The 24714-nt window shown below is 68.9% G+C and carries 24 protein-coding genes and 1 pseudogene; 9 read left to right on the forward strand and 16 right to left on the reverse strand.

The genetic code is table 11. The annotated features are described in order from the left end of the window. Positions 1 to 137: 137 nt before the first annotated feature. The 3 genes from E1P53_RS08760 to E1P53_RS08770 all read right to left on the reverse strand — a co-directional run bounded on the left by E1P53_RS08760 (position 138) and on the right by E1P53_RS08770 (position 2702). Complete coding sequence (locus E1P53_RS08760) at positions 138 to 686, reverse strand: carboxymuconolactone decarboxylase family protein (protein WP_040527308.1); 549 nt, start codon at positions 684 to 686, stop codon at positions 138 to 140. Positions 687 to 933: 247 nt separating this feature from the next. Further along, positions 934 to 1383, reverse strand: coding sequence for a nuclear transport factor 2 family protein (locus tag E1P53_RS08765; RefSeq protein WP_006901683.1), 450 nt, complete (start codon positions 1381 to 1383; stop codon positions 934 to 936). After that, a complete protein-coding gene (locus E1P53_RS08770) occupies positions 1380 to 2702 on the reverse strand; it encodes a cytochrome P450 (RefSeq protein WP_131734052.1) in 1323 nt (440 codons plus the stop codon). The genes E1P53_RS08765 and E1P53_RS08770 overlap by 4 nt, the downstream gene beginning before the upstream one ends. Positions 2703 to 3046: 344 nt before the next feature. On the opposite strand from E1P53_RS08770, the gene E1P53_RS08775 reads away from it, so the two are divergent. Beyond that, positions 3047 to 4210, forward strand: coding sequence for a steroid 3-ketoacyl-CoA thiolase (locus E1P53_RS08775; RefSeq protein ID WP_131734053.1), 1164 nt, complete (start codon positions 3047 to 3049; stop codon positions 4208 to 4210). Between the two features lie 4 nt (positions 4211 to 4214). Next, entirely contained in the window at positions 4215 to 4712 is a 498-nt protein-coding gene (locus E1P53_RS08780) for a nitroreductase family deazaflavin-dependent oxidoreductase (RefSeq protein WP_131734054.1), read from the forward strand. Here E1P53_RS08780 and E1P53_RS20550 read toward each other — a convergent pair. After that, entirely contained in the window at positions 4649 to 5125 is a 477-nt protein-coding gene (locus tag E1P53_RS20550; protein ID WP_181954822.1) for a hypothetical protein, read from the reverse strand. The genes E1P53_RS08780 and E1P53_RS20550 overlap by 64 nt on opposite strands. Here E1P53_RS20550 and E1P53_RS08790 point away from each other — a divergent pair. The 4 genes and pseudogenes from E1P53_RS08790 to E1P53_RS08805 all read left to right on the forward strand — a co-directional run. Beyond that, positions 5106 to 5339 (forward strand): annotated as a pseudogene (locus tag E1P53_RS08790) (steroid C27-monooxygenase); the annotation flags it as partial. The gene E1P53_RS20550 and the pseudogene E1P53_RS08790 sit on opposite strands and share 20 nt — an antisense overlap. Before the next feature lie 231 nt (positions 5340 to 5570). Then, positions 5571 to 6398 carry a sulfurtransferase gene (locus E1P53_RS08795; RefSeq protein ID WP_131734528.1) on the forward strand — a complete coding sequence of 276 codons (828 nt, stop codon included), beginning with the start codon at positions 5571 to 5573 and terminating at the stop codon, positions 6396 to 6398. Between the two features lie 46 nt (positions 6399 to 6444). Beyond that, positions 6445 to 7656, forward strand: a complete 1212-nt coding sequence (locus tag E1P53_RS08800; RefSeq protein ID WP_131734055.1) for an LLM class flavin-dependent oxidoreductase — start codon at positions 6445 to 6447, stop codon at positions 7654 to 7656. Next, the gene (locus E1P53_RS08805; protein ID WP_131734056.1) at positions 7653 to 8855 is read left to right on the forward strand and encodes an acyl-CoA dehydrogenase family protein; all 1203 of its coding nucleotides are present in this window, start codon (positions 7653 to 7655) and stop codon (positions 8853 to 8855) included. Before E1P53_RS08800 ends, E1P53_RS08805 begins: the two co-directional genes overlap by 4 nt. Positions 8856 to 9374: 519 nt before the next feature. Here the strand turns inward: E1P53_RS08805 and E1P53_RS20430 are convergent. The 9 genes from E1P53_RS20430 to E1P53_RS08845 form a co-directional block, all read right to left on the reverse strand. Next, the gene (locus tag E1P53_RS20430; protein WP_244941146.1) at positions 9375 to 9686 is read right to left on the reverse strand and encodes an acyl-CoA dehydrogenase family protein; all 312 of its coding nucleotides are present in this window, start codon (positions 9684 to 9686) and stop codon (positions 9375 to 9377) included. Then, positions 9667 to 10488 carry an acyl-CoA dehydrogenase family protein gene (locus tag E1P53_RS20435; protein ID WP_165484411.1) on the reverse strand — a complete coding sequence of 274 codons (822 nt, stop codon included), beginning with the start codon at positions 10486 to 10488 and terminating at the stop codon, positions 9667 to 9669. Before E1P53_RS20435 ends, E1P53_RS20430 begins: the two co-directional genes overlap by 20 nt. Next, the gene (locus tag E1P53_RS08815) at positions 10485 to 11540 is read right to left on the reverse strand and encodes a ketopantoate reductase family protein (protein ID WP_131734057.1); all 1056 of its coding nucleotides are present in this window, start codon (positions 11538 to 11540) and stop codon (positions 10485 to 10487) included. Before E1P53_RS08815 ends, E1P53_RS20435 begins: the two co-directional genes overlap by 4 nt. Then, positions 11537 to 12277: a class II aldolase/adducin family protein gene (locus E1P53_RS08820; RefSeq protein WP_131734058.1), complete on the reverse strand. Its 741-nt coding sequence runs from the start codon at positions 12275 to 12277 to the stop codon at positions 11537 to 11539. The genes E1P53_RS08815 and E1P53_RS08820 overlap by 4 nt, the downstream gene beginning before the upstream one ends. Next, positions 12274 to 13653: an NtaA/DmoA family FMN-dependent monooxygenase gene (locus E1P53_RS08825; protein ID WP_131734059.1), complete on the reverse strand. Its 1380-nt coding sequence runs from the start codon at positions 13651 to 13653 to the stop codon at positions 12274 to 12276. The genes E1P53_RS08820 and E1P53_RS08825 overlap by 4 nt, the downstream gene beginning before the upstream one ends. Continuing rightward, complete coding sequence (locus E1P53_RS08830; RefSeq protein WP_109238651.1) at positions 13650 to 14519, reverse strand: ABC transporter ATP-binding protein; 870 nt, start codon at positions 14517 to 14519, stop codon at positions 13650 to 13652. Before E1P53_RS08830 ends, E1P53_RS08825 begins: the two co-directional genes overlap by 4 nt. After that, a complete protein-coding gene (locus tag E1P53_RS08835) occupies positions 14516 to 15649 on the reverse strand; it encodes a FecCD family ABC transporter permease (RefSeq protein ID WP_131734060.1) in 1134 nt (377 codons plus the stop codon). The genes E1P53_RS08830 and E1P53_RS08835 overlap by 4 nt, the downstream gene beginning before the upstream one ends. Position 15650: 1 nt before the next feature. Beyond that, complete coding sequence (locus tag E1P53_RS08840) at positions 15651 to 16769, reverse strand: ABC transporter substrate-binding protein (protein ID WP_131734061.1); 1119 nt, start codon at positions 16767 to 16769, stop codon at positions 15651 to 15653. A 335-nt stretch (positions 16770 to 17104) separates the two neighbouring features. Further along, positions 17105 to 18001, reverse strand: coding sequence for a LysR family transcriptional regulator (locus E1P53_RS08845; protein ID WP_131734062.1), 897 nt, complete (start codon positions 17999 to 18001; stop codon positions 17105 to 17107). Between the two features lie 202 nt (positions 18002 to 18203). Between E1P53_RS08845 and E1P53_RS08850 the strand changes: the two genes are divergently transcribed. Together E1P53_RS08850 and E1P53_RS08855 are read left to right on the forward strand one after the other, a co-directional pair. Beyond that, on the forward strand, positions 18204 to 18929 hold the full coding sequence (locus E1P53_RS08850) for an alpha/beta hydrolase (protein WP_131734063.1): 726 nt from the start codon (positions 18204 to 18206) through the stop codon (positions 18927 to 18929). Positions 18930 to 18932: 3 nt separating this feature from the next. Further along, complete coding sequence (locus tag E1P53_RS08855; protein WP_131734064.1) at positions 18933 to 20285, forward strand: FAD-binding oxidoreductase; 1353 nt, start codon at positions 18933 to 18935, stop codon at positions 20283 to 20285. Positions 20286 to 20893: 608 nt separating this feature from the next. Here E1P53_RS08855 and fadD8 read toward each other — a convergent pair. Then, positions 20894 to 22540 carry a fatty-acid--CoA ligase FadD8 gene (fadD8, locus tag E1P53_RS08860; protein ID WP_131734065.1) on the reverse strand — a complete coding sequence of 549 codons (1647 nt, stop codon included), beginning with the start codon at positions 22538 to 22540 and terminating at the stop codon, positions 20894 to 20896. A gap of 144 nt (positions 22541 to 22684) precedes the next feature. Here fadD8 and E1P53_RS08865 point away from each other — a divergent pair, with 144 nt between their 5' ends. After that, the gene (locus E1P53_RS08865) at positions 22685 to 23341 is read left to right on the forward strand and encodes a GNAT family N-acetyltransferase (protein WP_006901677.1); all 657 of its coding nucleotides are present in this window, start codon (positions 22685 to 22687) and stop codon (positions 23339 to 23341) included. Positions 23342 to 23414: 73 nt separating this feature from the next. On the opposite strand, the gene E1P53_RS08870 is transcribed toward E1P53_RS08865, so the two are convergent. Both E1P53_RS08870 and E1P53_RS08875 read right to left on the reverse strand, forming a co-directional pair. Then, positions 23415 to 23789, reverse strand: a complete 375-nt coding sequence (locus E1P53_RS08870) for a DUF8021 domain-containing protein (protein WP_131734066.1) — start codon at positions 23787 to 23789, stop codon at positions 23415 to 23417. Between the two features lie 10 nt (positions 23790 to 23799). Further along, the gene (locus tag E1P53_RS08875; RefSeq protein WP_109238642.1) at positions 23800 to 24696 is read right to left on the reverse strand and encodes an SDR family oxidoreductase; all 897 of its coding nucleotides are present in this window, start codon (positions 24694 to 24696) and stop codon (positions 23800 to 23802) included. Positions 24697 to 24714: the final 18 nt, after the last annotated feature.

The following is a 24714-nucleotide window of genomic DNA, read 5'->3' on the forward strand; positions in this document are numbered from 1 at the left end:
CGCCCGCGACGTCGGTTCGGATCGGCGACCTCATCTAGGGTCGCCGATCCGGGCCGACGTCGCGGGCGATGTCGTGTGTGCCGGTGTTCCCAGGTGCTGACCGACGCCTCGCCGCCGGGTCGGGTCGCCCTCGCCCCCTACGAAATCCGTTCGGGCAGAGCGCAGGCCGCGCCGTCGGACATCCCGGTGGGGCGAACCCCCAGCGACTGGTTGAGCCGTGCCCGCTGGTTCTCCCAGGCGACGGCCATCGCCAGCTCGGCGATCTGCGTCTCGCTCAGGTGGTCCTCCAGTCGTCGGCGCACCTCGGCCAGGTCGTCGGCGATCGCCGGGGTCGACGTCATCGCCTCGGCGAAAGCGATCACCAGCTTCTCGACCTCGTCGTAAGCGTCGGAGTGCCGGTATGACGGGAGATCCCGCAGCTGACGCTCGGTGGCCCCGGAGCCGACCGCCAGCGCCGACCCGATGTCGAGGCAGAACTCGCAGCTCACCATGCCCGCCGCCTTGAGTTCGGCGAGCTCTTTGAGTTTCGGGTCCAGCCTGTTCGACAGCAGCATCGCCGTCTCCATCCCGAGAGTCGCGCCGCCGACCAGGGGCCGGCGCACCAGATGCCGGGCGAGGTCGGTGCGATGGCGTTTGGCCCGGCCGAACGCGCGCAGGTACGCCCAGGTTCGCTGCAGTGCTCTCATGTCCATCCCTCCCGTCCGGCGCGCCGACGACACCCGGCTCCGGACGACGCCATGATCGGCCGGCCCACCGCGGGCGCGGGTGGTGCGCGCCGATGTCCTCACCCCATCGTGCGCTCCTGTCCGCGGTCGCACAGTCGTTGAGAAGGAAGTCGGCTTCGCCCGAAAACGCTGCCCGAAGCCGAAAACACCACGGGCGGGACGGGTGGCGAACCCGTCCCGCCCGCGGCGGATGGAAGTTGTACCCCTCTCAGGCCTTGCGCACCGAGTTGATGGTCTTCTCGACCTCCCAGTAGGCACGCAATGCCGACAGCTTCCCGTCATCGTCGGCGCGGTAGGTGAAGACACCCCGCGCCTCGGAGATGTGCCCCGCGATATGGGTCACGATCTTGCCGATGTAGGCGACCTCGTTGCCGCAGATGATCTCCTCGTCGAACTGGAAGTCGATGCGCTCGGTGTTCGCGATCGACTTGTCCCAGAACTCCGAGATCCGCTCGCGCCCCTGGAATCCGACACCCTCCGGGTCGAACATCGAGGGGCCGACCGGGTCCTGGACGATGGCGTCGGCCGCGAAGTTGTCGAGCCACGCCTGCTTGTCCCGGACCTCCACCGCTTCCCGCGAGCGCCGGCCCGCGACGACCGCGGGATGGTTCTCGCGGTCGATGCCGAGGTAGGCCGGCGTCGGATCGGTCGCGGTCACTTCGTCCCGTAGTCGACGCGCAGTTCCTTGACGCCGTTGATCCACCCGTGGCGGAGACGACGCGGCGCGGCGACCTTGGTGATGTCGGGGACGATGTCGGCGAGCGCGTTGAACATCAGGTTGATCTCCATGCGCGCGAGGTTGGCGCCGACGCAGAAGTGTGCGCCGTTGCCGCCGAAGCCGACATGCGGGTTCGGGTCGCGGAGGATGTTGAAGGTGAACGGATCCTCGAAGACGTCCTCGTCGTAGTTGGCCGAACCGTAGAACAGGCCGACGCGCTGGCCCTTCTTGATGTCGACCCCGCCGATCTGCGTGTCGCGCTTGGCGGTTCGCTGGAAGCAGTTCACCGGTGTCGCCCAGCGGACGATCTCGTCGACCGCGGTCGCCGGACGCTCACGCTTGAACAGCTCCCACTGATCCGGGTGATCGAGGAAGGCGTTCATGCCGTGGCTGATCGCGTTGCGAGTGGTCTCGTTGCCCGCGACGGTCAGCAGGATGAAGAAGAAGCCGAACTCGGTCTCGTCGAGCGACTGGCCGTCGATGTCGGCGTTGACCAGTGTGGTGACGATGTCGTCACCCGGGTTGCGGCGCTTCTCCTCGGCCATCTGGTAGCCGTAGCCGAGGATCTCGGCGTTGGCCTGCTGCGGATCCGTGTCGTAGTCCGGATCGTCGGCGTTCATCATCGAGTTCGACCAGTTGAACAGCTTCTCGCGGTCCTCCTGGGGAACGCCGAGGAGATCGGCGATCGCCAGCAGCGGCAGGTCGACGGCGACGTCCTTGACGAAGTCGCCGCTGCCCTTTTCCGCCGCACGGGTCACGATCTCGCGGGCCGCCGCGTCGAGCTTCTCCTCCAGAGAGTGCACCGCACGCGGGGTGAACAGCTTGGAGACGAGCTTGCGCAGGCGGGTGTGCTCCGGCGGATCGTGGTTGATCAGCAGCGCCTTGGTGATCTCGATCTGCTCGGGGGACATGTCGTCCTCGAAGCGCATGATCACGCCGTTGGCGTTGGTCTCCCAGTCGTCGTTGTTCTTGGAGATCTCGCGGATGTGAGCGTGCTTGGAGATCACCCAGTATCCGCCGTCGTGGAAACCGCCGCCCTTGCCGGGAAGCTGCGCGTTCCACCAGACCGGGGCGGTCTTGCGCAACTGCGCGAACTCCTTCACGGGGAGGCCCTGCTCGAGCAGGTCGGGGTTGGTGAAGTCCCATCCCTCCTGCTCCATGAACGCGGCCTTCTCGACGGTGTCGTCGAAAGGGCTCACGTGCGCAGAATCCGCCGTCGTCGGCTCACTGCCGATCGGGGCACTCTGGGCCTGGGTCACGTCACACCACCTCGCTGGAGATTTAGAACCTGTTTCAAATTCATTAGACCACATTGTGACACAAGCGACACCCCCCGATGAGAACTCGTTCTAGTTTTCACCGGACAAACCGTCGCTCACCTGCGACATCCGGCGTCGAACCTGTCACAATCAGTTCGTCGCGACCCTCGCCCCGAGGAGGCTCCACCCCGTCGGACGCCCCGCGTCCGAACGCTCGAATCGGCCGGCCATGGACGCAAACATAGAACATGTTCTAGTTTGGATGCACGGCCTCGGCACCTCCGTCGACGAGCCGTGCCCCGAGGGATGGCGGACCGGGTCCGCCGGCTGACGAAGGAGTGGGAATGGGCGTTCCGGTGATCGTGGAAGCTGTGCGTACGCCGATCGGCAAGCGTGCGGGCTGGCTGTCGGGTCTTCATGCCGAGGAGCTGCTCGGCCTCACGCAGCGCGGACTCCTCGAGAAGGCCGGCATCGACCCGGCCCTCGTCGAGCAGGCCATCGGCGGCTGCGTGACCCAGGCCGGCTCGCAGGCCGGCAACGTCACCCGCAAGGCGTGGCTGTCGGCGGGACTGCCGGAGGGCACCGGCGCGACGACCATCGACGCGCAGTGCGGCTCGGCGCAGCAGGCCAACCACCTGATCGCCGGGCTGATCGCCACCGACGCCATCGAGATCGGCGTCGCCTGCGGCGTCGAGACGATGTCGGCGGTTCCGCTGGGCGCCAACGTGGGCACCAATGCCGGCCCGTACCACGCGGATTCGTGGAACGTGGATCTCCCCAACCAGTTCGAGGCGGCCGAGCGGATCGCCAAGCGCCGCGGCATCACCCGCGCCGACGTCGACGCGCTCGGCGAGCGCAGCCAGCGTCTCGCCAAGCAGGCATGGGACGAGGGCCGCTTCGACCGCGAGATCCTCTCCGTCAAGGCGCCCGAGCGCACCAAGGAGGGCGAGTTCACCGGCAAGATCCTCGACGTCACCCGCGACCAGGGCCTGCGCGAGACCACCCTCGAGTCGCTCGCCGCGCTCAAGCCGGTCGTCGAGGGCGGCATCCACACCGCCGGCACGTCGTCGCAGATCTCCGACGGCGCGGCCGCGATCCTGATCATGGACGAGACGAGGGCACGCGAGCTCGGATTGACGCCGCGCGCCCGCATCAAGGCGCAGGCGCTCGTCGGCGCCGAGCCGCACTACCACCTCGACGGCCCGGTCCAGGCGACCGAGCGCGTGCTGGCCAAGTCCGGGATGTCGTTGTCCGACATCGACATCGTCGAGATCAACGAGGCGTTCGCATCGGTGGTCCTCAGCTGGGCGCAGGTGCACGACGCCGACATGGACCGGGTGAACGTCAACGGCGGCGCCATCGCCCTCGGCCACCCGGTCGGCAGCACCGGCTCGCGCCTCATCACCACCGCGTTGCACGAACTCGAGCGTCGCGACGGCCAGACCGCACTCATCACGATGTGCGCGGGCGGCGCCATGGCCACCGGAACCATCCTCGAACGGATCTGAACCCATGCCTCTCATCGACCCGAACAACAAGCCGAAGCAGCTCGACTCGCCCATCGTCAGCAAGATCATCAGGCTGGGGTCGCGAGCGCACACCGCGGTCTACAAGGCGACCGGCGGTCGGGTCGGTGAGACCTGGCGCATCGGTGCGGGCCTCAAGAAGCCCGCACCGGTGTGCCTGCTGACCACCATCGGCCGCAAGTCCGGTCAGCCCCGTACCGCGCCGCTGATCTACCTGCGCAAAGGCGACACCTTCGTCGTCGTCGCGTCGCAGGGCGGCTCGGCCAAACATCCGGCCTGGTACCTGAATCTCCGCGAGAACCCGGAGGTCACCATCCAGCTCGGCAAGAAGACCTTCGACCTCGTCGCCCGCACCGCCTCGGATGCCGAGCGCGAAGAGCTGTGGCCCGAACTGGTGAAGGTCTACGAGGACTACGACACCTACGCCGCATGGACCGACCGCAAGATCCCGGTGGTGATCTGCGAGCCACGCGCGGCCGGCTGAATCACTTTCCCGCACAAGCACTCCACCCCTGCGATGCCCCTTGCTCCCGCCGATCCGTCGGCGTGAGAGAGCGGCGCCGCGGGAGTCCGAGTCGATCGCCCTGCCAGTTCCCGTATCGCCGCTCCGGCCCAAGCGTCGAGGACGGACCTCAGCTCGCCCCCACTTCGGTGTGACATCACGCCGAGCACCATCGGCTGCAGTGTGCGCGGCGCGATCTCGGCGACGAAGTCGAGCGCGTCGGCCTCATAACCGTGTGAGGGCCAGCCGACGTCGAGCCGTTCGACCGTGGTCCTGCGAAACCGCAGCGCGTCGTCGGAGGTGAATCCGCCCACGACCGCCACGCTGAGATTGTCCGCGCGCAGCTGCAGGCCGACGTAGTCGTTCTCGGCGAACGTCTTCGAGGCCCCCTTCACCTTCGACGTCCTGAGGGATCCCAACCCGCACTTGTCCTTCGGGGGCAACGGCACCCACTTCTGCGCCGGCGCGAACCTCGCCCGACTCGAACTCGGCCTCGTCTTCGACGCGATCGCCGACACCCTGCCCGACATCAGCCGGATCGGCGAGCTGCAACGGACTCGATCGGGGTGGTTGAACGGGGTGAAGGCGCTCGACGTCGCATACCGGTGACACCCGTCAGCCGATCCGCCGACTCCGACTCACGCTGATCTTTACTCACCTCCGCCCCGCGGAGGGCAGGCCACCACCACCGGGCGGGTCACCCCGGAGCACCGCCTGGCTGGCCGAACGCCGGACCGAGACCATCCCGGGCGCGTCCATCGACGCCGCCGATCGATTCGGATCGCGAACGCCTATTGGACCCCTGAGCTGCGGCGTTCATAGCGTGAGGTCGTGTCGATCCTGATCTCGGTGGACGAACTCGCCACCACGCTGTCGTCGTCGGCTCCCGGCCCGCGTCCGGTCATCCTGGACGTGCGGTGGGAGCTCAACGGCCCTCCGGGCCACAAGGAGTACCTCGCCGGCCACATCACCGGTGCCGTGTACGTCGACCTGGAGACGGAGCTGTCCGCGCACGGCCTCCCCACGGACGGGCGTCATCCGGTGCCGTCGCCGGGCGCACTGCAGGAAGCGGCCCGCCGCTGGGGCGTCGACCCCGACTCGCCGGTCGTCGTCTACGACGCCATCGGCAACCAGTCGGCGGCCCGCGCATGGTGGTTGTTGCGGTGGGCGGGTCACGGCGATGTACGCATCCTCGACGGCGCACTGCCCGCCTGGACCTCGGCGGGGCTGGACCTCGCCACCGATGACGTGCGGCCCGACACCGGCACCGTCGTTCTCACCGGCGGTGGGCTGCCGACGATCGGTCTCGACGAGGCGGCGATCTTCCCAGAGAACGGCATCCTGCTCGACGCCCGTGCACCGGAGCGCTTCCGCGGCGAGATCGAACCGATCGATCCCAAGGCCGGTCACATCCCGGGCGCCGTGAGCGCACCCACCGCCGCGAATCTCGCCCACGACGGGCGCTTCCGATCCGCCGACGAGCTGCGACGCCGGTTCGCCGACCTCGGCGTCACCGACGCCACACCCGTCGCCACCTACTGCGGCTCCGGGGTCACCGCTTCACACCAGGTCGCCGCGCTCGCCATCGCGGGTTTCGGAGCGGCCCTCTTCCCGGGGTCCTGGTCGCAATGGAGCAATCACGATCTGCCGGTCGCGACCGGCGACTGACCGTCCCCACCGACATCTCCCTTCCCGAAAGGACGAACAACCGAACATGAGCGCGAATCTCGAAGCCGGATCGCCCATTCCGACCACGGCGTCTCCCGAGGTGGAGTTCATCTCGCTGTCGCACCTCAATCCGTCGACGGAGCTGAACCCCATCCCGACGCGCGGCATCGACCGGGCCTGGTTCCGGCGTTACGTCCGCACCCTCGAGGACGGCGGTTTCGACTACACGCTGCTCCCCTACGGCTCCGACGGCGCGGACTCGTTCGTCGTGGCATCGGCCGTCGGCCAGCTCACCGAGCGGATCAGGCCGATCGTCGCGGTCCGCCCGAACACTGCCCCTCCGCTGGTCGCCGCCCAGAAGCTCGCCACCCTCGACCAACTGACCGAGGGTCGCGCCGTCGTCCACCTGATCTCCGGCGGCAACGACGCCGAACAGGCGCGTCAAGGCGACTACCTGCCCAAGGAGAAGCGGTATGCCCGCACCTCCGAGTACATCGATCTCCTGCGCCGGGCGTGGACCGAGACCCAGCCGTTCAGCCACGACGGCGAGTTCTTCAGGTTCGACGACTTCGGTCCCGGCTTTCCGCCGTACGGCGCGACGATCCCGATCTCGATCGGCGGCCAGTCCGACGCCGCGTTCCAGGTGGGCGGCAGCAAGGCCGACATCTTCGGTTTCTGGGCCGAGCCGCTGAACGACGTGCGGTCGGAGATCGAGCGCGTGCTCGCGATCGCCGACGCCGCGGGCCGGCCGCGTCCGCGGATCTGGGTGACCTTCCGCCCCATCATCGCCGAGACCGACGAACTGGCCTGGCGCAAGGCGGTCCGCTACGTCGACCTCATCGGCAAGACGTTCTCCGCCGGCAAGTACCACCGTCGGGCGTCGCAGGCGACGCCGGAGAACGTCGGCTCCCAACGCGCCCTCGCGTTCGCCGAGAGGTCCGATGTCTACGACCGTGCGCTCTTCACCCGCACGGCCGCCGCCACCAACGGCGCGGGCGCGGCGACCGCCCTGGTCGGCAGTCCGGAAACCGTCGCCGCCGCGATCCTCGACTACATCGACATCGGGGCGTCGCTGGTCTCGATCCGCGGCTACGACACCCTCAACGACGCCATCGACTACGGCCGCTACGTGCTTCCGCTGGTCCGGCAGGAACTCGCCCATCGTCGGGCGACGGGCAGGCGCGGCTCCCTGCAGGCGGAGCATCCCGGCGCCCTGGCACCGGACTTCGCCCCGTCGGCCCTGGCCGCGGCACGATGAACACCAGCACCGCCGACCTCGACATCCGGCTGCCGAGACCCGACCTGTCCTCGTCGGCGCTGGCGGCGGTGACCTCCGAGATCGCCTCCACCGCAGCTGACTACGACCGGACGGGGCAGGTTCCCACCGCCGGTCTCGAGGTCGCCCACCGGGCCGGCCTGCTGACCGCGACGGTCGGCGCCCGGTTCGGCGGTCCGGAGGTGTCGGCCATCGATGCGCTCCGCATCCTCGTCGCGCTCGGTGAAGGTGACGCCTCGGTGGCGCTGATCGCCGCCAACACCCTCGCCGTCCATCAGACGCAGGCCGCCGCCGAGCAGGGTCGGGGCTGGCCGCGGGATGCCTATCGGGACCTGTTGCGGCGCAGCGTGTCCTGTCCGGCGCCGGTCAACACCGTGCGCGCCGAGCCGGAACTGGGCGCACCCGCTCGCGGCGGACTGCCGGCCACCCGGGCCCGGCGAACCGTATCGGGATGGATTCTCAACGGCCACAAGGCCTATGCGACCGGAGGTACCGCGCTGGCCTATCACGCGGTGTGGGCGGTGGCCGACGAACCCGAACGCGCCGACCTGCCACCGCGAGTGGGACATGTCATCGTGCCCGCCGACGCACCCGGCATCGAATGGGTGGAGACCTGGGATCACCTCGGGTTACGGGCATCGAACACGCATGACGTGATCTACACCGACGTCGCGGTGCCCACCGACGCCTTCGTGGAGATCCCCCGGGGCGTCGACGGCGTCTACCGGGACCCGGCGGCGGCCACGCGAATCGGCGGACTCGGACACGTCGCGCTCTACGTGGGGGTCGCGCGGGCCGCACGCACCGCGTTCCTCCGCTATGCGCACGAGCGGGTTCCGATCGCGTTGGGCCGTCCGATCGCGACCACCGAGCGCATCCAGACGGTCGCCGGCGAGATCGACGCGGCGATCGCCCAGGCGGAGACGCTCCTGTACGGGGCGGTCCTCCGCGCGGAATCGGGGGACACGGAACACTTGCGGCAGTTGTCATTGATCAAGGTGCAGATCGCACGGTCGGCAGTGCATGCGGTGCAGACCGTGGTGGCGGCGCTGGGCAATCCGGGCCTCACCCGCAACCAGCCGTTCGAGCGGCTCCTCCGCGACGTGTTGTGCGTGCGCGTACACCCGCCACAGGAGGACGCCGCCCTGCTGGCCGCCGGTCGTCAGCTACTGGACGTCTGAACCCACCCGGTCGATTCCCGGCCCGGCCAGTTCGTCAGTCGTTCGGTGGGGGCCGGCGCCGGGACGCGGCTCGACGACGGTCGCAGAGGGCACGTTCTGATCCCGACGAATCCCGCGGGGATGAACCTTTTCGCACCGCGGGGGCGGCCTTGGCCACCTCCCGGCTTCGGCGGCTGGCCGGTGGCGACCCCGAGGTCCCAGCCGCGGAAAAGGCTCTCGCCAGACGTGGCCCCACAGCGCCCCGGCACCCGGGACCTCGCCCCACGGCACCTACTCCATCTCGGAGAAAGTTGCGTCGTCGGAACAGAGTTCGAGCTACCGGGCGACAGCGGCCGCGTAGGACCCTGCATCGTGACGATCCGCGATGAACGGGGCCGTCCGGACGTCGATGCCGCGCCTCGGCCGCGATCGTCGGCGTCTCACCCTGCGTCTGGCGAATCACCGTCATGCGGTGCGTGGGCCGTGGACGACACCGTTCGATCACGAACTCGTCGTGATCAGCACGCGCCGTCCTCCGGCTCAGAACGTACCGTCCTCCAGGACCTGGCGGGCCAACCCGTCGATCGCAACGTCCTCAGGCGGTGAATTGTGTGCTCCCACGCGCAGATCCCGGAAGTAGCGCTGCCAGGCGTGGCTGTGCCACACGGACGCGGTCCCGAACGCCCGGCCGACCTGGTCGACGGCGGTGGTCGCGGACCGGTGCACGGCCAGCTTCACCGCGGCCGATTCGGCGGCGGTGAGGGTCTGCTCCTCGTAGCGTCGGACGGCATCGTCGACGAGGGACCGCACCGTCAACAGCGCCACGGCAGCCTCACCTACGTAGCCGCGCACGCGCGGGACGTCGACAGGCAAGGCCCCAGCCGGCCTGGACCGGCAGACCCGTCGTGGCGAGTGCGAACGCGCCCTCGGCGATGCCCGCGTACAAACCCGCGAGCACCAGCGTCCACCATGCCCCGTCCTGCGAGACCAGGCCTGGCGGGAGCAGTGCGTCGGTGGTGACGAAGGTGTCGTCGAACACGACGTCGTCACTGCCCGAGGTCCGCAAACCGATGACGTCCCAGGTCTTCTCGATCCGCACGGTGGGCTGGTCGAGCCCGACGAGGAACTGGTCGAGTTCGTCGGAACCGTCGACGGCGGCCGACACGACCGCATGCGACAGCGCGTGGATTCCGGTCGCGTACTTCTTGCGTGTCCGCAGCAGCCACCCGCCGTCCACGCGGATCGCGCGGGCCCGCACGGCGCCGCCGCGGGCGGGCGCGATCGACCGGTTCTCGCTGACCAGGGCACTGACGAAGCCGGAACCGGCGGCGATCTCCCGGGCGGCCTCGGCCAACGCCGGGGAGAGGCCGACGTCTGCGAAGACACGCCGTGCATGGATCAGGTGCATCGCCACGACCAGGCCCAGCCCCGGGTCGGCGGCACCCACGGTCCGCACGATGTCGACCAGCGCCGACGGCGCGAGACCGTCTCCGCCGGCCGAAACCGGGATCGGGGCCCGAGCGACACCGGCATCGATCAGCAGACGGACACTGTCTATCGGGAATGCGTTCCCGGCGTCGGCGATCGCCCCCAGATGGAAGAGTTCACCGGACAGTTCGCGCACCCGGTCGGGCGGCGCCAGCAGCTGCGTCACGGTGCCCCGATCGTCATCGCGCGCGTCGCCCCCGGCGCGGCAGCCCGGGCCAGCACCTCGTCGACGAGGTGGACGCGCGGCCCCTCGCCGGCGTCTGCAGAACGTCCGAGCACGTGCTGAAGGGCCGCGTTGAACGGGGCGTCGAGCCCATGGCGTCGGGCGATGGCCACGATCTCGCCGTTGAGGTGATCGACCTCCGAGCCCACACCGCGTTCGAAGCTCTGCCAGGTGGACTGCTGTCCCTTGCCGTACCCGCTCTCCGGCGCGATCGCAGCCAGATTCGCGTCGTAGGTGACCTCGGCGGACGGGTCGGCGAACTCATGACCAGCCGCGATCAGCACGCGCCGGGCCTCGTCGCGGACGAGGTCGGTGAGCTCGTCCAGCTCGGCATCGGTCCCGCGCAACACACCCACTGCGAACGTCGAGGAGATCCACGTCTTCCAGGCGAGCCAGCGCTCGATGTCGGGCACCGACTGACTCAACCAGCCACCGACGCTCAGGTCGGCGACGACGGACTCGGCCGTCGCGGCGAGCGCGGATCCGCGGCCGTGCACGCCGGACGGATACGGTCCCACGATGATCTGCCCGGCGAGCGGGCTGTTCGCGACGTGTATCTCGCCGGTGACGACATGGCGGGCCCCGGTCAGGGTGATCGCGCCGAGCACCTTGTCGAAGTACCGCAGCGCCGCGCGTTCGGCCTCCAGGCCGTTCTGCAGCAGCACGATCGGCAGGTCGGCGGCGGCGCCCACCGTCTGGCCGCCGGAAACCACGGGCCGCCAAGCCCATTCGGCGAGGGCCGCAGCGACGTCCTGGGTCTTGACCGCGAGGACGAGGACATCGTCCGGGGTGAGCGTCAAGGTGTCCGGGCCGGGCACCACGTCGACATCGAGTGTGCGCGTCCGACCGTTGTGGGTGTAGCGCAGGCCGCGTTCCCGGATCGCCTGGTAGGTCCGTCCTCGCGACACGAGCACCACCGGGATCCCCGCATCCGAGAATCCGGCCGCGACGGCCGATCCCACCGCGCCCGCGCCGATGACGACGTAGCGACTCATCGCAGACCCTCGCGCTCGGCGATGGTGAACGCAGGTTCGAAATGTGCTCGGGCCAACTCGGGGGTCAGCGTCCACCTGGCCACGACCTCGGGGGCGAGCACGTCATGGGCACCGAGACCCCGCAGCACCAGATTGGCGTCGGCGGCGCGCTCGGCGGCCTCGAGCAGAAACGCCGCCTCCCCGACCGACGACCCCCACGTGGTGAAACCGTGACCCTTCTGCAGGATCACCCGCTTGCCCTGGGCGGCGAGGTCGACGTTGGTCGGCTCGGTCGTGGCGCCCCAGATGGTCGACGACACACCCACCAGGTCGGTCACCAGCGCCGAGTCGGTGTTGACCGGGGCAGGTGGTTCGCCGTGGTTGGAGAAGATGAAGGCGCGTGGGGTGTGCAGGTGCACGACCGCCTCGGCTTCGGGAATCGCGGTGTGCAGGGCGAGATTTCCCGCAAAACCGTTGATCGCGTGGTTCCCGCGCGGTTCCACGATCGTGCCGGTCTCGTCGACGAGGACGAAATCGGCCGGGGTGACGGTGGAGATGGACACTCCGAATGGATTGACCCAGAAGTGGCCCGGAGCCTCGGGCGCGCGCGCCGACACATGGCCGTTGAACCCGAATTCGTAACCGAGACGGCCGAAGTGACGCAGTGCAGCGGCGAGTTCCCACCGCACGTCACGGACACGCAGTGCGGGCTGGGCAGGTGCTGTCGCGGCCTTCGGGGTGGTGACGGTGGTGGTCATGACCGGCTCCTGGCGTCGACGAGGTCGCGGTCACGGGACGACACGACCGGGGGAAGCCCGAGGCTGTCGCGGAGATCTCCGTCGGCGTACTCGGTGTGGAATGCGCCGCGCTCCTGCAGGATCGGGACGACGGCGTCGGTCAGCAGCTGCAACCCCTCGGGAAGGAACGACGGCAGCAGGATGTATCCATCGGCCGAGTGGGCCTCGAAACGCCCGAGCAACAGATCGGCGATCTGTTCGGGATCGCCGACGGGCACGAAGTGGCCGGCCGAGGAGACCTCCCATTCGATGAGCCGGCGCAGCGTCCAACCCTCGGCGATCAGGTCGAGGTACACACCGTACCGGGACCGTCGGCCCTGCACGGCCGACTCCGCGGGAAGGCGCTCGGCGGGGATGGGCTCGTCGAGTTCGAGATCGCTCAGGTCTATCCCGGCGAGCTGCCGCGACAACCGGACGCGTCCGTCGTCGAAGTCGATGTATCCGTTGAGCTCCTTCTCGAATGCTCTTGCCTGGGCCTCGGTCTCACCGATGATCGGCGACACGCCGGGGAGCACCTTGACCTCGTCGGCCGACCGGCCGGCGGCGACGACCCGGGTCTTGAGCGAGCGATAGAACCGCGCCCCGTCCTCGACGGTGGTGCGCCCGGTGGTGAACACCAGGTCGGCGTAACGCGCCCCGACGGCCTGACCGTGGTCGGACGATCCGGCCTGCGCGATGATCGGACGGCCCTGCGGCGGCCGGGCGACGTTCAGCGGACCCTGGACCGAGAAGTGCTTGCCCCGGTGGTCGATGCGGTGCACCCGGTCGGGGTCGGCGTAGACGCCGGCCTCGCGGTCGATGCGGATCGCGTCGGCGTCCCAGCTGTCGAAGAGTTCGCAGAGCACCTGTGCAAACTCGGCTCCGCGTTCATATCGTTCGGCATGCGGCGGCAACTCGACGCCGAAGTTCTCCTCGCCGTAGGCGGAGGTGACCAGGTTCCACCCCGCCCGACCCCGTGAGAGGTGGTCGAGCGAGGCGAGCTGCCGCGCGACGTTGTACGGCTCGGAGAAGGTGGTCGAGATGCTCCCGATGAGACCGATGTGCTCGGTGACGGCGGCCAGGGCGCTGAGCAACGTCACCGGCTCCAGGCCGGCGAAGGGTTGGGTCCGCAGTGATTCGGCGTCGAGGCGCACCGTGTCGGCGAGAAACACCGCGTGGAGCTTCGCCGACTCCGCCCAACGGACCACGTCGGTGAACAACGACAGATCATACTTCTCCTCGACGCGGCTGTTCAGCCGGCGCCACGCCCCCACGTGATTGCCCACCCCACCGATGAGAGTGGCGAGGACGAGCTGTTCGCCGGACGCGACCCGCGTGCCCTGATGCGATGACGTCATGATGCGGACGCCCCCACCGGTATCCGGTCGAGTTCACCGGCCGCCGGGACCGTCGACGTGGCCTCCGCCGCGACCGCCGGCCCGTCCCACAGGTCGTCGTCGGCCACGGGATGGATCTCCGTGTATCCCTTGTGTTCCGAGAGTTCGACGCGCACGCCGTACACCTCCTCGATGAGTTCGGGTGAGTACACCTCACCGGGCGTTCCCGAGGCGAGCACCCTTCCGCCGCCGAGGAACACGACGCGGTCGCAGAAGCGAGCCGCCTGGTTGAGGTCGTGGATGGCGATGACCGCCGCCACGTTCTGGGTCCGGGCGATCCTCCGCGTCAGCGAGAGGGTCTGCCACTGGAAGCGGATGTCGAGTGCCGAGGTCGGTTCGTCGAGCAACAGCACCGTGGGGTCCTGCGCGATCGCCCGGGCGATCAGCACCCGCTGCGCCTGACCGCCGGACAGCTCGGTGACCATCCGGTCAGCCAGATCCTCGAGCCCGAGCAGTTCGAGCGCACGGTCGACGTGCCGCCAGTCCTCGGGTCGCGGCCGTGTCCCGAAATACGGTGTCCGGCCCAGCATCACGGCCTCACGGACGTCGAGGGTGAAGGTGAGGCTGATCGACTGCGGTACGTAGGCGACGAGCTGTGCGCGGTCACGGCGCGACAGCGCGTCGAGGTCGGTGTCCCCGTCCCAGCGAAGCGTGCCGGACGTGCGGTTGTTGATGCCCGCGATCGTCTTGATGAGCGTCGACTTGCCCGACCCGTTGGGGCCCAGCAGGCCGACCACCTCTCCGCGTCGCACGTCGAGGCTCACCTCGTCGAGAACCAGGCGCTTCTTGCCGTATCCGACGGACAGCCGGTCGATCTCCAGGGTCATGCGAGTGCCTTTCGCCGAGTGAGGATCAGGTAGATGAAGATCGGGGCGCCGATGAGGGCGTCGATGATGCCCACCGGGATCACCGCCGGTGCCAGCACGATCCGGCCGACCGCGTCGGCGATCACCAGCAACAACGCACCGATGACCGCCGAGAAGGGGATCAAGAAGCGGTGATTGGCGCCGATGATGAGCCTGGCGATGTGCGGTCCGACGAGACCGACGAAGCCGATGATGCCGGTGAAGGCGATCGTCACGGCAGTCAGGACCGCGGCCACCGCGATGATCTCGAGCCGCACCCGGGTGACGGGGACGCCGAGGCTCTTGGCCGCGTCGTCACCTGCGAAGGCGATCGCGTTGACCGCACCGCTCCGGTACTGCACGTAGATGTACGCGGTGACGACCAGGATCAGCAACGTGTTGACCTGATACCAGACCGACCCGTTCACCGACCCCCAGGTCCAGCGCACGATCGCGGCCAGGACCTCGTCGTCGGTGAAGTACTGGAGACCGGCGGTCAGTGCGCTGAACAGCTGGGTCAATGCGATGCCGAGCAGGATGAGGGTCGTGGCGTCGAGTTGCTTGGTCGATGCCAGGGTGAGCACCAGGACCGTGTTGAGCAGCGCCGCGATCAGCGCCCCGGCCACCAGCACGACCCCGCTGCCCGACGCCGACGCGCCGAAGACGATGATCGCCACCGAGGCGCCGAAGGCCGCGGCCGGCGCGATACCAAGGGTGTACGGACTGACGAGCGGGTTGCGCAACAGACCCTGGAACAGCACACCGGCGATCGCCAGCGCCGCGCCGCCGAGGATCGCGACCGCGACCCGGGGCACACGCAGCTCCCACACGATCTGCTGGGTGCGGCGTTCCACCACGTTGTCGGGGATGTTCCCGGTGATCTTCGACCAGAACGTGTCGAGGATGCCGGCGAACGTCGCCCCGTCGGTGCCGACCTTGATGCCGATGACCGCGGCCACCAGTGTGGCGACCGCTCCGACCGCGATGATCCCGGTCTCCTTGACATAGCGGCGTCCCGCCGGCGATTCCGGTTCGCCGGTGGCCGTTGGATTCTCGTCGTCGATGCCTGCCGTGATGTCCTCGACGGCCCGGGTGTCGGTGTGCACGACCATGTCAGCCCTCGTACTTGTGGTAGTAGTCGCCGACCGTGCGCGGCTCGACGCCCTGGGAGGCCAGCCAACGGTCGAAGTAGGTGTCCAGGTCGACATCGGCGAACTGCTCGGGATGCGCCCATTTGGCGACGGCCAGTGCGCCGAACTTCTTGCCCAGGGCCGAGTAGAAGAAATTGTTGAAGACGTAGATGTCCTTGGTGCGCACCGCGTCGATGGACTGCCAGCCGCTGCGGCCGGCGATCTTGCGGGCCTGCTCGGCCATCTGCTCACGGGTCCAGGGCTGATAGCCAGAGGTCTGGCCGTCGACGCCGTTGTGGATGATCACGCTCGGGTTGCGGCCGATGATCTCGACCGGGTCGACCTCGAACTGATGGACTGCGGCGCTGGAGCTGTCGGCCTTCACGTCGCCGAAGATGTTCGCCGTGCCGCCCTCGACGAGCGCATCGTGCCACCCCGATCCCTCGACCGAGGTGATGAAGTCGGCACTGTTCTCGAAGTAGGCCGTACGCTGTGCGACGCCGTCGAGCTTCTCCTTCAGGGTGCCGTCGATGTCGTCGAAGAGGTCCGCGAGATCCTGCGCCTCCTTCTCCTTGCCGAACAGCTGTCCGAGCTGCGGCAGGAACTTGCGCGTGACAACGGGATCCCAGCCGGTGACCACGACGACCTTGATGCCGAACGGCTCCAGCTTCTTGATGGCCTCTTGCCAGGGACCGTTGCGGCGCATCAGTGCGACCTCGGCCCCGGAGGAGACGATGGCCTCCCAGTTGGGCTGCTCGTAGTGGCCGACGTCGGGCAGGCCCTGGAAGTCGGCGAAGTACTCCACGTTGTTGGGGTTCTTGTCCGGGTTCACTGTCGTGTCGACCGCGGTGATGGTGTCCGCCGCACCGAGCGCGCGCACCAGCTCGGCCTGATACCAGAGGTCCGGGTAGACCGCCTTGATCGGCGTGGCGACCTCGACCTGCCGGCCGAGCTCGTCGGTGATGGTGATCGTCTCACCCGAACCCGCGGTGGTCGCCGAGTTCGCCGACCCACAGGCCGTGGCGAGTCCGGCGACCAGACCGATGATCATCAGGGTGCGTATCAGCACCCACACTCGACTCGACACTTCCTGGGACTTCATGGACTTCGGATCCTTTGGTATGTGGACTGGTGTGTGGACTCGTATGTGAACGAGGGGATTCGCGATCGGCGCAGTGGCCGTGTTCGGTGTTGCGGCCAAGAAACGTTTCGGCCACATCGAGAAGGTTACGGAGCGGTCTCGTCCGGGGTCCAACAACTTTGTCGAAAGCCGAACCATAGTCCGGCCTTATCGTTCCGGGTCCGATCATGTTGTCTTACAGCACATTTCAACGACACCCCGACATGCGGCAGACGCCGAGATCGCATCGTCGACCTCGGCGTCGTGGGTGTTCCGCGGTGATGTCGACCCAGCGAGATCACCGAGAGTTGTTGCGGCTACGCCCCGACGACGTCCCGCTGTTCGGAGACCAGCTGCAGGTGCGGCCGATCTCGGTAGAACTGCGTCCCGGCGCGCAGTGCGGTATCGGTGATCTCGGGCCGCAACCCACGCCGGGTGATGAGCTGCAGGTTGACCGCTCCGGCGTCCGGCAGGTCGCCGCGTTCGACCAGTCCGCGCGGCAGACCGCCCGCGCTCGGCAGCAGGGCGACGCCGAGACCGGCCCGGACCCCGGCCAGGACGCCTTCCAGGGTCGTCGACTGCGCGGATACCTCCACCCGATGCCCCTGGGCCGCAAGGGCACTCAGGGCACGTTCGCGCAATCCGCACGGTTCCTCGAAGGCAACCAGAGAGAGCGGTTCGTCGGATCCGGGAGCCACCCAGTTCTGGGCCGCGTACCACGCGAGATTCAACCTGCCGACCGTCCGCCCGGGTCCCTGCTCGCTCGGGTCGAGAACGAAGGCCAGGTCGACCGCGCCACGTCCGACGGCCTCGATGAGCTGGGTGGACCGGCCGATCTCGAACCGGGTCGATGAATCGGGGAAGGCCTCGTCGAGCGATCGCAGCATTTCCGGGAGGATTTGCTCGGCGCTGTGCTCGGTCGAACCGACCACGATCGTGCTCCCCTGCACGGCGTTGAGCCGGCGGATCGCCGCGTCGTGAACCTCGAGGATCGTGCGGGCCTCCGCCAGCACCTTCTCCCCCTCCGGGGTGAAACGCATGGTGCGCCCGTCACGTTCGAAGAGTTTGCGCTTGAGGCCCTTCTCGAGCAGACGGACGTGCTGACTCAGGGCCGGTTGGCTGATGTGGCGAACCGCCGCGGCCTTGCTGAAGCCACCACATTCGGCGATGGCGATCAGGGTGCGCAGGTGTTCCAGGTCGAGCGAGTTCGTCATGGGTCGCAAGGACACCACACCCGCCACGGCCTGACCATAGATAAAACACGGGCGCGGATAAATCGAAAAGAATCATCACGATCGGTCATCGCAACCGATTCAGAACGACTCTTGGACAGATCCACACCGCCCGCGCCACGGTGACCTCGTGACAACTTCCACGACACTCACCGCACCGTCCTCCTCGCCCGCCGATGCGCCCATGAGCACATGGGTGGAACCGGCCGGCATCCTCGCGCGCGGCACCGTCATCGTCCTCACCGGCCGGGGCGAGACCGCGTCCGCCTATCAGCGCTTCGCCCGCCGGATCTCCGCCGACGCCTACCGCGTCCGCATCGTCGAGGTCGACGAATCCCTGGCCCCGGAGTCGACCCGCGCCGCGATCGACGAGATCGTCGCCGGCGGCGACGCTCCCGAGCCGCGCATCCTGGTCGGTTCCGACACCGGCGCCGCGCTGGCCGCCACCCTGGTCGACGATGTCCCGGTGGACGCGGCGGTGCTCGCCGGCATCGCGTTGCCGACGGCATCGGCCGCGGTGCCCGTCGCCGCCGCCGAGACCGCTCTGTCGTGGGATGACGAGATCGAGGCCCGCTCGGCCTGTCCGGCCCACCGCAAGGTCCTGACCACCGACGAGCGGTTCCGCCGCGGCGCGTTGTCGGTGCCGCTGACGCCGGATCTGTCGGTCGTCCCGCCGTCCAAGCCGACGCTGGTGATCCACGGGACCGACGACCCGGTGACCCCGGCCGACCAGGTGGTCGGCGCTTTCAGCGGCCGGCCGCGTACCCGGGTCCGCACCGTGGTCGGCGGTCGCCACGACATCCTCAACGACGTCAGCCACCGGTCCGTCGCCGCGACCATCGTGCTGTTCCTCGAGAGCCTCAAACTGGGCGCCGATCTGCCGGACATCGTGCGCGTCCCCGGGGCCTGAGCCGTGGGGATCGTCGACGATCTGGTCGCACGGGGAGTCCCGGTCCTCACCGACCCGGAGTCGGTCATCGTGGCACGGACGGATCGCTCGGGCGTCGCACCGGACGGCAAGCCGCGAGGCGTCGTCCGGGCGGAATCCGTCGACGACGTGGTCGCCACCCTGCGCGCCGCTCATGCGCACCGGGTGCCGGTGGTACCCCGGGGCGCCGGCTCGGGTCTGGCGGGTGGGGCGCTGGCCGGTGCCGAGACCCTGGTGCTCGACGTCAGCGGACTGAACCGGATTCTCGAGATCGACCCGGTCGACGGGATCGCGGTCGTCGAACCAGGGGTCATCACCGCCGAACTCGACCGAGCGGCAGGCGAACACGGCCTGCGGTTCGCACCCGATCCCGCCAGCGCACGGATCTCGACCGTCGGCGGCAACATCGCCACCAACGCCGGCGGCATGCGCTGTGTCCGGTACGGCACCACCGGCCAGTCCGTGCTGGGGCTCGACGTGGTGCTCGCCGACGGCACGCGCGTCTCGACCGGACGCCGAACGGTCAAGGGGGTCAGCGGATTCGATCTGACCGCCCTGCTGGTCGGGTCAGAGGGCGCGCTGGGCGTGATCGTCGGTGCCACCGTGCAACTCCTGCCGCGACCGGAGCAGACCGTCACTCTCGCAGCCGGTTTCGACGACGTCGGCGCCGCCGCGCGAGCCTGCTCCGCCGTGGCACGACGTCGCGCGAACCCCGCGCTGCTGGAGCTCCTCGACCATGCGACGCTCACCGTCGTCGACCGCGCACAGGGCTCCGATCACTCCGAGCGATCCCGCGCGCTGGTCATCGCCCAAACCGAGGGCGTGGCCGCCAGCGAGGAGGCCGCGATCATCGGCGAGGTGTTCGGAGAGGAGGCCCGCTGGTGCGAGACCTCCACCGACGACGAGAGCGCGGAAGACCTCGTCGAGGCCCGGCGCCTCGCGCTGCCGTCGATCGAGGAGTACGGGCGCGCACTGATCGAGGACATCTGCGTCCCGCGGTCGCGGCTTCCGGAGGCGTTCGATGCCATCTCCGAGATCGGACGACAACACGGCGTGGACGTGTTCGGCTTCGCCCACGCCGGGGACGGCACCATTCATCCGATCCTGAGCTTCGACCGGAACGAGCCACAGGTCCCGGCCGCGGTCTCGGCGGCGGCCGACGACATCTTCGGCCTGGCGATCGACCTCGGGGGCACCGTCTCCGGCGAGCACGGCATCGGTGTGCTGAAGCGCGACTGGCTCGCGCGGGAGATCGGTCCAGAGTCGCTGGCCGTGCAGCGCGCTATCAAGGATGCGTTGGACCCGCGGGGAATCCTGAACCCGGGCAAGGGGATCTGAGTGTCTCATCCCTTCGGATGACATCGGCCGGCGGGCGCTGACGGTCCGTGATCTCGTCGTCGGATGTCCGGGGTTCCCCTGCTTGCCGTCACATACTGGATGACGACCTGCTCCGCCAAAGGCGTGCACGCCTGTGCAGGGCTGGCTGTCGTTGCGGGACGATCACGGTCAACTGGCGAGGCCCACGGTGAACACCGACACCGGCATGGTGTCGATCCTGACTGCGGCACAGCCACCGGAACCGTGGACGTCGAGCACCGCTGGACGGTGCCCGCTGCGGGAATATGCGTCCGGCCACCGTGGTCGCGGCCGACGAACCGGGTGTCCGGCGGCCGCGCCACGGCACTCCCCTGAGCGCGGCCAAGGCGGCCGATGTCGACGCCGAACGGGGGTTTCGGTCTCGTGCCGAAGGCGCGCGTGCGGTCGTTCGTCGCCGATGGACCGGGCGCCGGACTTCGTCGTCACGCCAGTGCAGCGACAAGTATCAAGGACGCGCTGTGCGACTGCGATTGTCAGTGCGACTGCCGCGAGTGCTGCGACCTGCCCCGGGGAGCGACTCTTCGGTACGTCCCTCGCACGCGTGGCCGGTCGTCGAGTGGCAGACGCGTCTAACCGACCCCGCGCTCGGAACCGGCCCAGTACTGGGCGCGCAACGCCTTCTTGTCCGGCTTGCCGAGTGCGGTGAGCGGCAGCGACTCGGCGAAGATGACCCGCTTGGGCGACTGCACCGCGCCCTTGCGGTCCTTGACGGCTCGCTGGATCTCCGCGGTGATCCGCTCCTTGGCCGCGTCGTCGGCGTCGACGTCGGGGCGCAGCACCACCACCGCGGTGACCGCCTCGCCCCACTTCTCGTCGGGCACGCCGATGACGCCGACCTGGCCGACGGCGGGATGTTCGGCGACGACGTCCTCGACCTCGCGCGGGAACACGTTGAAGCCGCCGGTGACGATCATGTCCTTGGTGCGGTCGACGATGTACCAGAAGCCGTCCTCGTCCTCGCGCGCCACGTCGCCGGTGCGCAACCAGCCGTCGCGGAAGGTCTCGGCGGTCTGTTCCGGCAGTCCGAGGTAACCGCCGGCGAGAAGCGGCCCGGCGACGCAGATCTCGCCCGGCTCACCCTGCGGGACCGGCTTGTCGTCGGGACCGAGCAGCGCGGTGCGCAGGAACGCCGACGGCCTGCCGCAACTGGAGAGCCGGCGCTGGTCCTCGCCCGGACCCGGGTGGTCGTCCTTGGCGAGGTAGCTGATGACCATGGGGGCCTCGGACTGGCCGTAGTACTGGGCGAAGATCGGGCCGAATCGCTCGATGGCCTCGGCGAGGCGGACCGGATTGATCGGGGACGCACCGTAATACACGGTCTCCAGTGACGACAGGTCGCGGGTCCGCGAGTCGGGATGATCGAGCAGCGCGTAGAGCATCGACGGCACGAGCATCGTCGCGGTGATCTTCTGCTCTTCGATGACGCGCAGGACCTCGGCGGGGTCGAACTTCGAGAGCACGACCATCGACCCGCCCTTCATCAGGGTCGGGATGAAGAACGCGGCGCCCGCATGCGACAACGGGGTGCAGAGCAGGAACCGCGGATGCTCCGGCCACTCCCACTCGGCGAGCTGGATCTGCGTCATCGTCGCCATCGCGCGAGCCGTGCCGATCACGCCCTTGGGCTTGCCGGTGGTGCCGCCGGTGTAGGTGATCGACACGACGTGATCCGGCGGGAGATGCGCGGCGACAAGCGGTTTCGGCTCGAAGTTGTCCGCCTCGGCGATGATGTCGCGACCATGGGCGGCGAGCTGTTCGGGCACCGGGCCGAGCGTGAGGATCTGCTTGAGGCCGGGGACCCGGTCCAACAGGGCTGCGGCACGTTCGACGAACATCGGGACCGGGTCGATGACGAGCGTCGAGACCCCGGCGTCGTTGAGAACGTAGGCGTGGTCGTCGAGCGAGCCGAGCGGATGCAGCGCGGTGCGGCGCCAGCCCTGCGTCTGCCCGGCGCCGATGACGAACAGCACCTCGGGACGGTTCAGCGACAGCAGCCCCACCGCAGTGCCGGTCCCGGCGCCGACGCTCTCGAAGGCCTGGATGTACCGGCTGATCGCGTCCGCCATCTCCCCGCCCGTCATCTCGGTCTCCCCGAGTGACAACACCGTGCGCTTGGCGTGACGCTTGAGCGCGGCGACCATCAGGTCGCCCATGTGCGTCCCGCCGCGGAGGTGATCGAAGTCGGTCGGTGCGGTCGTCGTTCCCTCGTTCGTCATGCCCCAAGACTAGGACGTGTTACAGATCCAGGAAAGAACTCCCACCAAAATTGCGGTTCTGATCCATCGAACCTGTTCTAAGTCCGCCGCTTCCGGCGCGCCGACCGATACCCGCCGGGACCTGAGTTGACCTAGGATCGGTCCATGACTGATCTCGACCTGGCCACCACCCGCCGCGACATCGCCGACGCCCTGCTCACCGCCCTGGAGCGTCGACACGAGGTCCTCGACGCCATCGTCGACGCGGAGAACCACGCGGAGGCCGTCTCCGCGATCGCCGACCTGCTCGGCAAGTCCCAGCTCGGCGCCGAGGCGATCCTCGACATGAAGCTCAAGCAGCTGACCAAGGACGAGCGCCGCAAGAACCAGGCCGAGCTCGACGATCTCAACAACGAGATCACCTTCACCCTGGCGCAGCGTCCGGCCAGCAGCGGCGACACCCTCGAGCTGCGTCCGTTCGACCCGGAGGCCGACGCCGAGCTGTTCGCCCTGCGGACCGAGGACATCGGCACCGCCGGCGACGGTTCGGGCGCGCCGGCCGGCGACGTCACCGCCGAGATCAAGGCGGCCACCGACCGCGTCGATGCCGAAGAGGCCGTGTGGCTCGTGGCCACCGACGGCGATTCCAAGGTCGGCCTGGTGTTCGGCGAGCTCAAGGACGGCGAGGTCGACCTGCGCATCTGGATCCACCCGGAGCATCGCAAGCGCGGTTACGGCATTGCGGCCCTGCGGAAGTCGCGGTCGGAGATGGCCGGATACTTCCCCGGCGTCCACCTGGTCGTGCGCGCCCCGTCGGCCTGACGCCCCGTCCGACGAATACGTCCACCGCCCCTCGGGGGTGGTGGACGTATTCGTTTCCGCGCGGCTTGTGCGGTTAGTGCCGTCGGCGCGGCAGGCCGAACCGGGCGACGATCGCGCGGATCCGGTTCTCGTCGTCGACGACGAAGGTCTCCGACACCTCCGCGCCGAGTTTCAGGGCCTTCGGCCGCACGTGCACGACGTACCGCGTGGAGACGGTGTGGCCGTCGACGATGGCCGTGAAGTCCGAGATCCGGTGGATCACACGGAATTGCGGTCCGCGTGCGAGGCTGCGCGCGATGTGCGGTCCGTTGCGACCGGTCTTCAGGCCGAACTCGACGCGCGTGCAGTCCGGATGCAGCGACACCCCGGAGGGATCGTGGCTGACCAGGGCGTCGACGTACGCCCTGGCCGCCGCCAGGAGTTCCTCGTCTCGCCGTGAAGCGGTCACCGCGGACCGGTCACCGGGCGCCGTAGACCGGCATCGGGACCGGCGCCTTGGCCACGATCTCCTCGACCACCGGACCGAGTTCGGCGACCTCCCACCGAGCACCCTTGTCCCGCTCGACACTTCGCTGCCAGCCGTCGGTGACCGAGATCTTGCCGCCCTCGATCTCGAAGACCCGGCCGGTGACCGAGCCCGCCTCCGGCGAACCGAGCCAGACGACGAGCGGCGAGACGTTGGCCGGGTCCATCGCGTCGAACGACCCGTCGGCGGGCGGCGCCATCTGGGCGGCCATCGCCTCGCCGGCGCCCAGGGTCATCTGGGTGCGCGCCGCCGGCGCGATCGCGTTGACGGTGACGCCGTAGGAACCGAGTTCGGCGGCCGCCTGCACGGTGAGTGCGGCGATGCCCGCCTTCGCGGCGACGTAGTTGCCCTGGCCGATCGAACCGTAGAGACCGGCGCCCGAGCTCGTGTTGACGATCCGGGCGACCGGGGTGCGACCCGCCTTGGCCTCGGCGCGCCAGTACGCCGCGGCGTGACGCAACCCGACGAAGTGACCCTTCAGGTGCACACGGACGACGGCGTCCCACTCGTCCTCCGACAGCGACACCAGCATCCGGTCCCGGACGAAGCCGGCGTTGTTGACCAGGATGTCGAGGCGGCCGAAGTTGTCGAGGGCGGCGGCCACCATCGCCTCGCCGTTGGCCCACTCGGCGACGTCGCCGACCTGCGCGACGGCCTCCCCGCCGGCGGCGCGGATCTCGTCGACGACCTGATCGGCCAGGTCCTGGGCGTAGTCGTTGACCACGACCTTGGCGCCGTCGGCGGCGAAGGCGAGCGCGTGCGCGCGGCCGATCCCCTGCCCGGCACCGGTCACGATGGCCACTCGACCCTCATTCAACTTGCTACTCAAGGTGTTTCCTTTCTGAAC

Origin of the sequence: Gordonia paraffinivorans (assembly GCF_900683595.1) — a bacterium.
GTDB classification, from domain to species: domain Bacteria; phylum Actinomycetota; class Actinomycetes; order Mycobacteriales; family Mycobacteriaceae; genus Gordonia; species Gordonia paraffinivorans.

What these genes read in the sequence shown, in the direction of transcription:
- E1P53_RS08760 (WP_040527308.1), bottom strand. Translation starts at nt 686, where the DNA reads ATGAGAGCACTGCAGCGAACCTGGGCGTACCTGCGCGCGTTCGGCCGG.
- E1P53_RS08780 (WP_131734054.1), top strand. Translation starts at nt 4,215, where the DNA reads ATGCCTCTCATCGACCCGAACAACAAGCCGAAGCAGCTCGACTCGCCC.
- E1P53_RS08840 (WP_131734061.1), bottom strand. Translation starts at nt 16,769, where the DNA reads ATGAAGTCCCAGGAAGTGTCGAGTCGAGTGTGGGTGCTGATACGCACC.
- E1P53_RS08835 (WP_131734060.1), bottom strand. Translation starts at nt 15,649, where the DNA reads ATGGTCGTGCACACCGACACCCGGGCCGTCGAGGACATCACGGCAGGC.
- E1P53_RS08800 (WP_131734055.1), top strand. Translation starts at nt 6,445, where the DNA reads ATGAGCGCGAATCTCGAAGCCGGATCGCCCATTCCGACCACGGCGTCT.
- E1P53_RS08775 (WP_131734053.1), top strand. Translation starts at nt 3,047, where the DNA reads ATGGGCGTTCCGGTGATCGTGGAAGCTGTGCGTACGCCGATCGGCAAG.
- E1P53_RS08830 (WP_109238651.1), bottom strand. Translation starts at nt 14,519, where the DNA reads ATGACCCTGGAGATCGACCGGCTGTCCGTCGGATACGGCAAGAAGCGC.
- E1P53_RS08845 (WP_131734062.1), bottom strand. Translation starts at nt 18,001, where the DNA reads ATGACGAACTCGCTCGACCTGGAACACCTGCGCACCCTGATCGCCATC.
- E1P53_RS08825 (WP_131734059.1), bottom strand. Translation starts at nt 13,653, where the DNA reads ATGACGTCATCGCATCAGGGCACGCGGGTCGCGTCCGGCGAACAGCTC.
- E1P53_RS08850 (WP_131734063.1), top strand. Translation starts at nt 18,204, where the DNA reads ATGAGCACATGGGTGGAACCGGCCGGCATCCTCGCGCGCGGCACCGTC.
- fadD8 (WP_131734065.1), bottom strand. Translation starts at nt 22,540, where the DNA reads ATGACGAACGAGGGAACGACGACCGCACCGACCGACTTCGATCACCTC.
- E1P53_RS08815 (WP_131734057.1), bottom strand. Translation starts at nt 11,540, where the DNA reads ATGAGTCGCTACGTCGTCATCGGCGCGGGCGCGGTGGGATCGGCCGTC.
- E1P53_RS08805 (WP_131734056.1), top strand. Translation starts at nt 7,653, where the DNA reads ATGAACACCAGCACCGCCGACCTCGACATCCGGCTGCCGAGACCCGAC.
- E1P53_RS08865 (WP_006901677.1), top strand. Translation starts at nt 22,685, where the DNA reads ATGACTGATCTCGACCTGGCCACCACCCGCCGCGACATCGCCGACGCC.
- E1P53_RS08820 (WP_131734058.1), bottom strand. Translation starts at nt 12,277, where the DNA reads ATGACCACCACCGTCACCACCCCGAAGGCCGCGACAGCACCTGCCCAG.